Below are 12,282 nucleotides of genomic sequence, written 5' to 3'. Positions count from 1 at the left end.
GAAGCGCCCGGCAGCATCGCTGCCGGGCGCTTTATTGTGCACGCTAAGCGTCGTAGCGGAACGACGTGACGACGGCGTCATCGTCCCCGAGGGCTTCGATCCCGATGATCCGGCCGGTGAAGCCGCCCGCCACCTCGGTCGAGACGTAGCGTCCATCGATCGACGCCACGGGATGAAAGTCATCCGTCACGTACCCGAGATCGATCCGGTCCGGCCCGCTCCGCTCGCCGTATTGGGTCTGCGGCAAGACCGCGCGCAGTGCGAGACGTGCCTCGACCGGGACCTCGGCCGACCCCAGCTCCTGCTGCAGCGGACCGACGACCGCCCGCGCGGTCAGGACTCCACCGACACGCTGCACCCCCGCCCAGTGTGCGTCGTCAATCCGTACGAGAAGTGCCAGGTCCCCGCGCGCGGCGACGGACGCCTGCCATTCTGGGTCGGTCGCGCGGACGCCGAGCAGGTGAACGGCTTCGGACGCTCCCGGCTGACGGCCGGGCCGCAGCGTGAGGCCGGCGGCAGAGACGAGCGCGAATGCATGCGGATCGATGCCCGGTGCGATCCAGCGCGGGCCCAGCTTCGCATCGTCGAAAGTGTCCTCGAACGACGTCTCGCCCCCGGCGACCTCGAAGCGGTCCTCGCGGACGACCGGCCAGTCGTCGATCCAATCGATCCCGACGAGAAACGTCTCCCGACCGTTGACGTGCCACCGGGGGAAGGAGCCGCGCTGCCGGATCCCGAGATGCACCATCGCCCACGATCCGTCGGCCAACTCGAACATATCCGCGTGGCCGGTCGCCTGCACCGGGTCCGACGTGCTGCGGTGCGTGAGGATCGGTTCGGGATGCGGCTCGAACGGGCCCTCGATCGACCGGCTCCGCGCGACCGACACGACATGGCCGGTGTGTGTGCCGCCCTCGGCTGTCACGAGGTACCACCAGTCGCCGCGGCGGATCAGGTGGGGCCCCTCCGCGTGGGCGAGCCCCGTCCCCGTCGTCAGGATTCGGGGTTGGCCGAGAAGCTCACCGGTCAGTGGGTCGACGCGCACCTGCGCGATCCCACCGGCCATCGGGTCCTTCCAGGTCAGGAAGCACTCGCCGTCGTCGTCCCATGCGAGGTCGGGATCGATGCCGATGGTCCCCTGCGTGTAGACAGGGTCGCTCCACGGGCCCGCCGGATCCGTCGCGTGCACGATCAGGTGGCCGCGCTGGATCTCGTCCACGTTCGTGGTGACCAGCCAGAAGAGGCCGTCGTGATGCCGCAGCGTCGGGGCGTAGATCCCGCGGCTCGCCCCTTCGGCGCCGCGGCTCACGACGAGTTGCGACGGGCGGTCGAGCACGTTGCCGATCTGCTCCCAGGCGGTCAGGTCGGTGCTCCGGCGGATCGGGACGCCGGGGAAGTACTCGAAGCTGGAAGTGGCCAGAAAGTACTCATCACCTACGCGGCAGATCGTCGGGTCCGGATGAAACCCGGGAAGGATCGGGACCGCGCTCACGCGGGCTCGGGCCGGCTGTTTCGCCGCGCAACGCCACCCAGCCAGCCCAGGCTGGGCTTGGGCGTGCGAACGAACGTTTCGCGGTCGACCTCGATGAGGCCGAAAGTCGGCTCCCAGTGACCCCACTCGTAGTTGTCGAGGAGCGTCCAGTGCAGGTAGCCGCGCACGTCGACGCCGTCAGCGATCGCGAGTCCGAGGTGACGGAGAGCTTCGTCCATGTACGCGACGCGGCGTGTGTCGTCGTGGGTGGCAATGCCGTTCTCGGTGACGACGATCGGGACGCCGCCGGTGACCTCAGCTGTGTGTCGCACCGCGATCCCGAGGGCGTCGGGGCGGTAGGCGCTGCCGACAAGGGTGTTGTCAGGGTGCGGGGGGTACGGCTCGATGCCCTCCCCGTTCACCCACTGCGCGGAATACGACTGGACGCCGACGAAGTCGTCGCCGCGCGAGCCCTCGAGGTAGAGATCCTCCCAGATGTACTCGAGTTCGCGGCGCTTCTCCTCGCCGCCGGGCCGGGTCTCGAAGGCACGGTTGGCCACCGTCCAGCCCACCCGAGCTCCTGTGCGGTCGCGTACGATGTCACGGACGGCGTGGTGAGCCTCCACGAAGATCCGGCCGATCTCAGGTTTTGGTGCTGGCAGTGTCGGGCGCGGTCCATCCGTGTCGACGGTCGGGCTCTGCCACTCCTCACCGTCCTTCTGCGCCTGCTGCATGAAGACGGCCATACCGGTCATCATCGCGAGCATGTTGGGCTCGTTCATGGTCGCCACCCACTCCACGCCGTCAAGGATGCTGGTCGCCGTCTCGACGTACCCGCGGAAACGGTCGATAGCTCCAGGGGCGGTCCAGCCGCCCTGCTCCGCGAACCAACGCGGGTTCGTGAAGTGATGCAAGGTCACGAATGGCGTGAGCCCCAGTTCGGTCGCCGTGTCGATCATCCGGCGGTAGTGCGCCAGTTCGGCACGGGAGATCAGGCCCGGCTCTGGCTCGATTCGCGCCCACTCGATCCCGAATCGGTAGGAGTTGAATCCTGCCTCGGCGAGAAGTTGCATGTCCTCCCGATAACGGTGATAGCTGTCGCAGGCGTCGCCGCTGCGTTCCATGCCCGGTACTCGGCCCTCGTTTGCCCAGAAGTCGCTGTTGAGGTTGTTGCCCTCGATCTGGTGTGGCGCGGTCGAGGCGCCCCAGAGGAAGCCGTCGGGGAAGGTCGTCATCGGTTCATTCCTACTTTCTCGGGTGTGCGGTCAGCCTGCATGGCCGACAGGAGGTGCTTGATGGTCTTCGCGAATTCATCGTCGTCGGCTAGTTCGGGCGCGAGATCCCGAACCGTGGCGCCTGCATCGGCGCCATCTGCTTCCTGGAGAATCCACGCAGCGATGGCGGTTGCGCTGCCGACGGCACTACGGCCCGCGGCCCGCTCCGCCATCGCGACCGGGACGATGCGGAGCCGAATCTTGGTACGCGACCCTTCGGCGATCTGGTCGAGCCGGTGAACAATCCTGGGGTTCGCGAACCGCTCCGCGAGGTCACGCCGATACTGGACCGTTTCGACGGTCGGGAGATTCCGCACCGCTTCCTCCCATAGCTCGTCGACCTGGGCGCGGCATACCGGGTCGGCGAACGCCTCCGCAACGGTCTTATGCCCACGCAGCCGCCCGGACGACGCGAGCAGTGTGTGGGCACCGTTCAGCATCCAGAGTTTTCGAGCCTCCCAGGGCGTGATGTCGTCGACGAACCGTGCACCGGCGGTCTCCCATTGCGGCCGGCCCGATGGGAAGTCCCCCGCGAGCACCCAGTCCGCGAAAGGTTCGGTCACGACGGGTGTCTCGTCGAACCACCCCGTGGCAGTGGCGACGAGCGTGCGGTCGTCCGGGTCGAGTCGAGGCGTGATGCGGTCGACCGAGGTGGACACGAAGGACGCGCCGCCTGGGAGCCAGTCCGCCAGGCTGGGGTCGGCCTCCTGGGCGAGTCGACCGAGGGCGCGGCGGACCACAAGTCCGTTCTCGGGCAGGTTGTCACAAGGCACGATAGCGATCGGCGGCGCGTCCGCGAGCCGGCGGAAGTGCAGTCCGAGCAGCAGACGACCGAGAACGGTTCGGGGTCCAGAACCGGCCGACGGCGGCACGGGATGCTGCTGCGAGAGAATGTCCCGGAGAAGCTCAATGTCTGAGCGGACGTCCGGATCGTCCAGGTCCAGCGCACCCGTCGCATCCGTCCGGTATCCAGCTTCGGTGACCGTCAGGGTGACAACAGCGATCTCCGGAGACGCGAATTTCGTGACGAAGCTGGCGATGTCATCCCTAGCTACCGCTTCGACAATGCTGCCGATCAGCTCGAAACGGTCCTTCTCGGGTCCACGCTCGACCAGCGTGTAGACGCAGCCCTGCGCGGTGAGGACCTCAGCCGCATCCGGCCGTCGCCCGGTGAACGCGGCGATGCCCCAGCGGTCGGCATCCGCGGCGTGCGCCGTGTACCAGGCCTGGTGGGAGCGATGGAAGGCTCCAAGCCCGAGGTGCACGATCCGAACGGGTGGGACGCCCTCAGGGTGCGGGAGCGCATCGTGGGTGAGAAGTGGGGCGGTGGGTGTGGCGGTCACAGCTTGAAGACTCTCTTCGGCAACGGCCCAACCAGTTCGTCTGCGATCTGCTCGGCGACGCCAAGAGCGATCCTGCCCTCAGCGACATAGCGGGCAAGGAAGGCTGCATCCGCGCGTCGGGCCGTGTCGTGCCGCGCCGGGATGGAGAGGAAGGCGCGCGTATCGTCGATGAAGCCGGACCCGCGGAAGAACCCCGCGGTTTCCGTCACCGCCGACCTGAACCGTCCGATCGCATCCGGCGCGTCCAGGAACCACCACGGCGCCCCGATGTACACGCTGCGATAGAAGCCGGCCAAGGGGGCGAGCTCCCGCGAGTACACCGTTTCATCGACCGCGAAGAGCACCAGGTGGAATCCGTCCTCGTTCCCGAACCGCTCCAGGAGCGGCCGGAGGCCCCGGACAAAATCGGTGCGTACCGGGATGTCATGGCCGGTGTCCGGACCGAAGCGTTCGAACGTCTCCGTGTGGTGGTTGCGGAGCACACCGGCGTGAACGGTCATCACGAGGCCGTCTTCGACACTCATGCGGGCCATCTGGAACAACATGTGAGCCCGGAATGCTCGCTTACCGTCCGCATCCGCCGTCTCTGCGATGACCTCCGCGAAGAGCTGCTGTGCGTCGGCAGGGGCCAGTTCCAGCGCGAGGGGTTCCTCGACCCCGTGGTCAGCGGACACCGCACCGTGCTCGATGAAGTGTCGACGACGTCCCTCCAGCGCCGCGAGGTAGCCGGCAAACGTCGTCGGCTCTCCCGCGAGCGTCAAAAGGCGGTCAACGTTGTCGGCAAACCCGCGCGCGTCGGGATCGAGATATTTGTCCGGCCGGAACGTGGGCACGACGCGGAGACCGGAATTCCGCAGCACGTCGTGATGCGCGAGATCGGCGAGCGGGTCGTCCGTCGTGGCAAGCACCTCGATGCCGAATCGTTCGAACAGGGCACGCGGCGTGAACTCCGGTTCAGCGAGCCGGGCTGCGATCTGGTCGTAGATCGGGTCGGAGTTTGCCGAACTGAGTTCCATGTCGACCCCGAGCACCGAACTCAGCGCCTCCTCCAGCCAGTAGCCGGAGGCCGTGCCTGCGAAGAGGTGCCAATTGTCGGCAAGCAAACGCCACACCGCACGCGGGTCCGACGTGCCGTCCACCCCAAGCTGCTTCAGGTCGACACCTTCGGCGTGCAGCAGCCGGGTCACGTAGTGGTCGTGGGTGATGAGAAGGTCTGCAGGGTCGCGGAACCGCCGATCCTCTGCCAGCCATTCAACCGGGACGTGACCATGTGGCGAGACGATCGGAGCGTCCGATACGCGCAGATACAGGTCGCGCGCGATTGCCCGGGTGTGCGGATCCGCGGGAAGAAGGCGGTCCGGGTCGCGGCGTCGCGGCAGTTGCATTCGCCCATTTCATCGTGTTCAGTCAATTTTGTCAACCGATTGCCGAATCGGATGAATGCTTGTCCTAGCGCTGCCCACCTGCCTCACCGTCGAAGGCGGTGTTCGCGGTAGTTGGCACCAATCCGATAGACTTTGCCAACCGCTTGCCGAACAGTGGTGACGCATCGCAGAGGAGCCCCGTGAGCGAATCAGAGGCAGTGACGCCGGTCCGCGCAGGCGTTCGCAAGCCGCCGGCAACCATCTACGACATCGCCAAGGCCACCGGCGTGAGCCCGTCGACCGTTTCGCGAGCCCTGACCAAGCCGGGTCGCCTTAAGGAGGCCACCGAGCGCAGGATCCGCGACGTCGCCGATCAGCTCGGCTATCGCATCAACCCGATGGCGCGAGCCCTGCCGACCGGCAAGACCGGCACCCTCGCGGTGCTGGTGTCGGATATCACCAACCCCGTGTACTTCGACGTCGTCCGCGGTGCCGAACGGGTAGCCACCGCGAACGGCCTCACACTGGTGTTCGCCGAGTCCCAAGAGTCGCCAGAGCTCGAACTCGCGACGGCCCAGCGACTGCAGACCTCCGTCGACGGGCTGTTCCTCGTCGCCTCGCGCCTCACGGACGACCAGATCACCGAACTGGCCTCCATCAAGCCACTCATCGTGGCCAATCGACTGGTGCCGGGCGTAACCGCGGTGGTCCCGGATCCGCGTCCAGGCATCGCCGCTGCTCTCGACCAGCTCCACGACTTCGGGCACCATCGCATTGCGTACCTTTCGGGACCCGACACGTCCTGGATGAATGGCATACGGTGGCGCACCCTCTTCGCGTATGCCGTCGAGCGCGGCATGTCGATCGTGGAGATCGCCTCGACCACCCCCACACGTGAGGGAGGCGCGGAGGCCCTGCCGCGCGTACTCGCCGCTGATGTGAGTGCCGTAATCGCGTACAACGATCTCGTCGCGCTGGGCCTGCTGCGGGCGGCACGCGACCAGGGCGTCAATGTGCCGGATCAGCTCAGCATCATCGGCTTCGACGACATTTTCGGAGCAGACCTCCCAACCCCCGCCCTGAGCACGATCAAGAGTCCTCTGCGAGAACTCGGCGAAGCGGCCGTGCACCGGCTTCTCGTGGAGATAGATGACCGCGACGAGGAGCATGCTCCGTCACTGCCAACCCGTTTCATCAGTCGCGAATCCGTGTCAGACAAACGTTAGAACCTTCCCGTTCCAGCGCCGGACCTAAGTCCACACAGCCGCTGGAACGTCGAGAGGGCATTGATGTCGTGAGACATAACACACGGGATCTGAGTGCGTTTCCTGAAGACGTCGGTGACAACTTCGTGAATGTTGTCAAATACCGACAAAATCGTCACTCTGTGTTCGCCAGGGGCGGCCATCAACCGGCGGTGTCACTTACTCGGCGTCAACCTGAACACTGTTCACTGCGGTAGTGGAAAATTCGATGAGCCGTCACGTCGTGGCCCGGTCCTGTCGCTGAGGGATGCGAGCCCGGACCAGGTTATGACCGCGAGCATCGTGCGCGAAACACGCGGCCGTCAAGAATGGTCTCGCTATGGTCGAGAACTCGATTGCCGCGCCGCGATCCACGAGCACCAGGCGACCCTCCACCAAGCCGCCGCGCTGATCGAGTTCGAGGACGACGAGGACACGCGCGCGGCAACTACAACGGCCAGCTAGCCGACCAGAACGAAGCGTTTTCCAGCCACCACGGGTCGAACCACGTGCGGTGACAAGACCTCGCGGAAGCGCCAAGGGCTCAGCATTTTCAGCGCTCCAGCACGCCGCACACCTCACGAAACAAGCGGGCATGGATCTGGTTGCCGGCCGCCGAGACCGGATCCGGCGCCGAGGAGAACTTCACGATCACGGTTCCGCTCAGCGGATCCAGCCAGATGTACTGGCCGTGGATCCCGACCGCATAGACGTTCCCGCGGTCATTGCCTGTCGACCACCATTGATTGCGATAGGACACTCGCGGGTACTCGCGCTGGATCAGCAGGCCCCGCGCGGCGTTGGTGTCTCCGCCGGCCATGGTCTGCCGCACCCACCGCTCAGACACGATGCGCCTGCCGTCGATCTCGCCGCCGCCAAGCATCAACTGGCCCACCCGGGCAAGGTCGGGCGCCGCGCACGAGATGCCGCCGTTGGCGAAGGCGAAGCCCGCCGCATCTACTGTGATCGTGGCTTCCTGCGCGCAGCCCAACCGCTCCCAGACGCGGGCAGCGAGCACGTCGGCGTAGCGTTCGCCGGTGACCGCCTCGACCAGCCAGGCCAGGGCATCGGTGTCGGCCGAACAGTATTGGAAGCGCTGGCCGTGCGGGCCGCTCGCTTGCAGCCCGCGGAGAAACTCGTACGTGTCGGCGGGATCAGTGTCGCGCCGTCGACGCCATCCGGCGATCCGGTCCTGCGCCTGCACATGCGACTGGGGGTTACGGTAGTCCTCGTCATAGTCGACGGCGACGGTCATGTCGAGCACCTGCTGCACGCTCGCGTCGCCGTATGCGGAGCCGTTGAGCTCCGGCACATACACCGCCATAGGTTGCGCGACGTCGATAAGGCCGTCGTCCACGAGCGTTCCGACGAGGATTCCACATAAAGACTTCGAAACGCTCATGAGCAGGTGCCGGTCGTCGGGCGCGAAGCCGGGACGGTAATACTCGGCGACCGTCCTGCCGTCGCGCTGTACCAAGAAGGCGTCTGTATAGGAATCCTCGAGCAGCGCACGGAGATCGGGAACGCCGTCCAGGGCGGCCAGCCTGTCCACGCCGGAGACCGCCCTGGGGCGGTGCGCGATGGGGGCGGTGGGCACGAAGTCGCTCACATGCGCGAACGCCCAGCGACTGTGCGGCGCTTCCTGCCAGGTGTCGAGGTCAGTGTCCTCCGCGGCGCCCGGGTAGCGGCGAGGCCGAGTCGTGCTCTGTGCAGTGGTAAGGCGGGTCATAGCAGCACACTCATCTCGCTTCGGACGGCGGCCGGTTCCGCGGTGCCCGGACCGAGAGACGGGGCGCCCCTGTCCGGCACGGCGCCTGGCTCCACGGTGCCCGGACCCCGAGGCGGGGCACCTCTGTCCGGCGCTCCAACCCCGGGAGCCGCAGGCATGGCCGCCAGCAGGCGGCGGGTGTAATCGTGGGACGGCGACGTCAGTACGTCTTCTGCACGGCCCGTCTCGACGAGAGCGCCACTGCACATCACGCCGACGTCGTCGCTCATATACTGCACGACGTCCAGGTCGTGGGAGATGAGCAAGTAGCTCAGGTCCCGTTCGCGCTTGAGCCGCTGCAGCAGGTTCAACACCTGCGCCTGCACCGACACGTCGAGCGCGCTGGTCGGCTCGTCGAGCACCACCAGGCGGGGGCCGGTTGCAATCGCCCGCGCCACGCCGACGCGTTGGCACTGGCCGCCGGAGAGCTGATGCGGCAACCGATCACCGTGCACGGCTGCGAGCCCCACCTCGTCGAGCAGCTCGTCGACCTTCCGTCGGATCTCGCCACGGCTCAGCCGGCTGTGCGTGCGCAGGGGCTCGGCCACGATGTCGCGAATTCGCATGCGCGGATCGAGCGCCATGATGGGGTTCTGGAAAACCATCCCGGTCTGCGAGCGGAGCCGCCGCAACGCGCGTCCCCGCACCGTCGCGGGGTCTTGCCCGGAGATCACGGAGCGCCCCGAGGTCGGCTCGATGAGGTTCAGGGCACAGCGGGCAATCGTGCTCTTGCCCGAGCCAGACTCGCCGACGAGACCGAACGTGGTCCCGGTGCGGATTCGGAAGCTCACGCCGTCCACAGCGCGGGTTTCCGACCCGCGCGTGCGGTAGACCTTGACGATATTCTCGACGACGAGCGCGTCGACGTCCGTGGTGGGATTCATAGTTCTCCTGCTCTCAGGCATGCCGCCTCATGCATCGGGGCGACGGGCTCCAGGATCGGATCGGTCCGGCGGCAGCGTTCCTGCACCGCCGGGCACCGATCGGCGAAGGCGCAGCCCGCGATGCCCAACAGGTTCGCCGGCACCGATCCGGCGATCGCGTCGAGCATCTGGCCGGGCTGGCGCCGCGAAGGCAGCGCCCCGATCAGACCGCGGGTGTATGGATGCGCGGGGTTGCGAAGCACCTCTGCCGCCGGACCCTGCTCGATTACGCGGCCGGCGTACAAGACTGCGACGGAATCGCAGATCTCCTGCACCACGCCGAGGTTGTGGGTGATCAGCAGCACGCCGAACCCGAAGCGTTCACGCAGTGACAGCACGAGCTGCAGGATCTGCCGCGCGATCGTCACATCCAGTGCTGTCGTCGGCTCGTCGAGGATGAGCAGCCGCGGTTCACACAGCAGCGCCATCGCGATCATCACGCGCTGCAGCATTCCGCCGGAGAGCTCGTGCGGGTGGCTGTCGTACACGCGGGCGGGGTCGGGCAGCCCGACCAGACCGAGGTAGTCGAGGATCCGCTCCTTGGCTTGCACCCGGCTGATCGCACGGTGCCGGCGGAGAACCCCGCGCAGCTGGTCGCCGAGGGTGAAGACGGGGTTGAAGGCCGTGCCCGGGTTCTGGAACACGATCGACACGACATCGCCGCGCGCCGCCGACGGGGCGGAGAAGTCCTGCTCGGTGCCGTCGAGCACGATCCGCCCGGACGGGCGCGCGCCTTCGGGCAGCATGCCGAGCACGGCGAGTCCGGTCAGACTTTTGCCGCAGCCAGTCTCCCCCACGACGCCGAGGATTTCCCCCGCTGCGATCGAGAATGTGACGCCGCGGACGGGGCGGTTCGTGAGCCGGCCGCGTTCGGCGAACGCGATCTCCAGGTCCTCAACGAGAAGCAGTTCGGTCATCGCTTCACCTGCCGAGGGTCGAACAAGTCGCGCAGCGCATCGCCGATGAGATTGAAACCCAGGACCGTAGCAAAGATCGCGAGCCCGGGGAAGGTTGAGATCCACCAGGCCGTGAAGATCTGCCCGCGCCCCTCGGCCACCATGAGCCCCCAGTCGGGAGAAGGCGGTTGCGCGCCGAGGCCGAGAAAGGCCAGCGACCCAGCGGCGAGCACCACGGCGCCGATGTCGACCGTAGCCTGGACCAGCACCGGTGTCATACAGTTACGCAGGATGTGGACGCTGACGATGCGCCAGGTCGGGACACCGATCGCCCGCGCCGCCTCCACGAACGGCCGATCGCGGAGAGAGCGCGCTTCCGCCCGCACCAGCCGGGCGTACCACGGCCACCACGCGATGGCGAGCGCGATGCCGGCGTTGAACAGGCTCGGGCCGAGGATCGCGACGGCCACCATCGCCAGCAGCAGCGGCGGAAACGCCTGGAATACCTCGGTGACGCGCATCAACACGTCGTCGAGCCAACCTCCGCGGTAGCCGGCGATCGCGCCGAGAGGGATGCCGATCACCGCCGCGAGGAACACGACGACGAGTGAGATGACGAGCGCGGGGCGCGCGCCCATGATGATCCGGCTCAGCACATCACGGCCGAGCTGATCTGTGCCGAGGATGTGGGCGACGCTCGGCGCGAGGTTGCGGGTGGCGACGCTCGTCTCGCCCAAGCCCTGCGCCGGAAAGGGTGCGATCCACTGGCCGAACACGGCCAGCACGATCACGAGCACCACGATGGCGAGGCCGGCCGCAGCTAGCCAGTCGGTGCGGAGCACCCGGATCAAGCGGCTCAGCCCGGTGTCGCGTTTGGAGAAGACGGGCGCGCGGAGCGCGGTAGTGGTCGCGGTCATGACGCCCTCACCCTCGGGTCGAGCCGGGCCTGCACGAGATCCACGGCGAGGTTGGCGACCAGGTAGCCGAACGCGCCGAGCAGCGTGATCGCCATGATCGATGGGTAGTCGACCGACAGCATCGCGGTGCTGGCGAACTGCCCGATGCCGGGCCAGTTGAAGACCACCTCGACGAAGAACGTACCGGTCAGCGCGTAGGCCGCAGCAAGTCCGATGATCGTCATCGACGGCGGCAGTGCGTTCTTCAGGGCGAGCCGCCAGCGCACCAGGAACGAGCGCACGCCGTAGGCGTTGGCGGTGAACACGTAGTCCTGGCTGAGCACCTCGAGCATCGACGCGCGGGTCATCCTCGCGATGAGCCCGAGCGGGTAGGCGGCAAGGGTGAGCGCCGGCAAAATGAGGTGCGTCATCCCATCGCCCCAGGCCGCGAGGTTTCCTGTGATGAGGCTGTCGAAGAGTGGGAACCCGGTGATGTTCGCGATGGGGTGCACGTACTCTGTCACCTCGGAGAACGCGCCGGTCGCCGGCAGGATGTGCAGGTTGCCCACGAAGACGACCTGGAGCAGCAGTCCGAGCCAGAAGGCCGGCATCGAGACACCTCCGATCGAGAGGATGCGGATGGCGCCGTCGGCGATGCCCCCGGGGCGCTTCGAGGCGATCACGCCGAGCACGATCCCGACGACGGTCGCGAAGAGCATGGCCGCGAAGAGCAGCTCGAGGGTGGCCGGCAGCCGCGTCCCGAGCTCCAGGAGCACCGGGCGCTTCGTCGAGAGCGAGTCGCCCCAATTCCCGGTGACGAGACCCCACAGGTAGTCCAGGTACTGGATCGGCAGCGGGCGGTCGAAGCCGAGGCGGGTGCGAATGCGAGCGAGCTCCTCGGGCGGAGCCTTCGGGCCGGCGTAGACGACGGCGGGATCGGACGGGATGACGCGGGACAAGATGAAGACCACCAGAGTGATCACGAGGAGCACGAGCAGCGCAGATCCGACCCGGCGGGCGATAAGCCTTGTCATGGGAGCACCTCCTTAAAGGTGTGTGCGACCGGTGGGGACGGGACGCGCCCGCCCACACCGGTCATTTCG

11 protein-coding genes are annotated in these 12,282 nt (G+C 67.1%); 2 read left to right on the top strand and 9 right to left on the bottom strand.

Going from position 1 to position 12,282, the window contains the following annotated elements:
- Positions 1-43: 43 nt before the first annotated feature.
- From AAYO93_RS02725 to uxaC, 4 genes are read right to left on the bottom strand one after another with little or no spacing between them, the layout of a single operon-like run.
- Positions 44-1,492, bottom strand: a complete 1,449-nt coding sequence (locus AAYO93_RS02725) for a glycoside hydrolase family 43 protein (RefSeq protein ID WP_345763484.1) — start codon at positions 1,490-1,492, stop codon at positions 44-46.
- Positions 1,489-2,706: a glycoside hydrolase family 1 protein gene (locus tag AAYO93_RS02720; RefSeq protein ID WP_345763483.1), complete on the bottom strand. Its 1,218-nt coding sequence runs from the start codon at positions 2,704-2,706 to the stop codon at positions 1,489-1,491. The genes AAYO93_RS02725 and AAYO93_RS02720 overlap by 4 nt, the downstream gene beginning before the upstream one ends.
- Positions 2,703-4,088: a mannitol dehydrogenase family protein gene (locus tag AAYO93_RS02715; protein WP_345763482.1), complete on the bottom strand. Its 1,386-nt coding sequence runs from the start codon at positions 4,086-4,088 to the stop codon at positions 2,703-2,705. The genes AAYO93_RS02720 and AAYO93_RS02715 overlap by 4 nt, the downstream gene beginning before the upstream one ends.
- Entirely contained in the window at positions 4,085-5,473 is a 1,389-nt protein-coding gene (gene uxaC, locus AAYO93_RS02710) for a glucuronate isomerase (protein WP_345763481.1), read from the bottom strand. Before uxaC ends, AAYO93_RS02715 begins: the two co-directional genes overlap by 4 nt.
- Before the next feature lie 179 nt (positions 5,474-5,652).
- On the opposite strand from uxaC, the gene AAYO93_RS02705 reads away from it, so the two are divergent.
- Together AAYO93_RS02705 and AAYO93_RS02700 are read left to right on the top strand one after the other, a co-directional pair.
- Entirely contained in the window at positions 5,653-6,678 is a 1,026-nt protein-coding gene (locus AAYO93_RS02705) for a LacI family DNA-binding transcriptional regulator (RefSeq protein ID WP_345763480.1), read from the top strand.
- 306 nt (positions 6,679-6,984) lie between these two features.
- A complete protein-coding gene (locus AAYO93_RS02700) occupies positions 6,985-7,161 on the top strand; it encodes a hypothetical protein (RefSeq protein WP_345763479.1) in 177 nt (58 codons plus the stop codon).
- Between the two features lie 88 nt (positions 7,162-7,249).
- On the opposite strand, the gene AAYO93_RS02695 is transcribed toward AAYO93_RS02700, so the two are convergent.
- From AAYO93_RS02695 to AAYO93_RS02675, 5 genes are all read right to left on the bottom strand, one after another.
- Positions 7,250-8,305: a serine hydrolase domain-containing protein gene (locus AAYO93_RS02695; RefSeq protein WP_345763478.1), complete on the bottom strand. Its 1,056-nt coding sequence runs from the start codon at positions 8,303-8,305 to the stop codon at positions 7,250-7,252.
- Positions 8,306-8,421: 116 nt separating this feature from the next.
- Positions 8,422-9,348 carry an ABC transporter ATP-binding protein gene (locus AAYO93_RS02690; RefSeq protein WP_345763477.1) on the bottom strand — a complete coding sequence of 309 codons (927 nt, stop codon included), beginning with the start codon at positions 9,346-9,348 and terminating at the stop codon, positions 8,422-8,424.
- Positions 9,345-10,304 carry an ABC transporter ATP-binding protein gene (locus AAYO93_RS02685; RefSeq protein ID WP_345763476.1) on the bottom strand — a complete coding sequence of 320 codons (960 nt, stop codon included), beginning with the start codon at positions 10,302-10,304 and terminating at the stop codon, positions 9,345-9,347. Before AAYO93_RS02685 ends, AAYO93_RS02690 begins: the two co-directional genes overlap by 4 nt.
- Entirely contained in the window at positions 10,301-11,200 is a 900-nt protein-coding gene (locus tag AAYO93_RS02680) for an ABC transporter permease (protein WP_345763475.1), read from the bottom strand. Before AAYO93_RS02680 ends, AAYO93_RS02685 begins: the two co-directional genes overlap by 4 nt.
- Positions 11,197-12,213, bottom strand: coding sequence for an ABC transporter permease (locus AAYO93_RS02675; RefSeq protein ID WP_345763474.1), 1,017 nt, complete (start codon positions 12,211-12,213; stop codon positions 11,197-11,199). The genes AAYO93_RS02680 and AAYO93_RS02675 overlap by 4 nt, the downstream gene beginning before the upstream one ends.
- Positions 12,214-12,282: the final 69 nt, after the last annotated feature.

This window comes from Diaminobutyricibacter sp. McL0608 (assembly GCF_039613825.1).
GTDB lineage: Bacteria > Actinomycetota > Actinomycetes > Actinomycetales > Microbacteriaceae > Diaminobutyricibacter.
The sequence above is the reverse complement of the archived record's forward strand: the minus strand, read 5'-3'. Positions and strand labels throughout refer to the sequence as shown.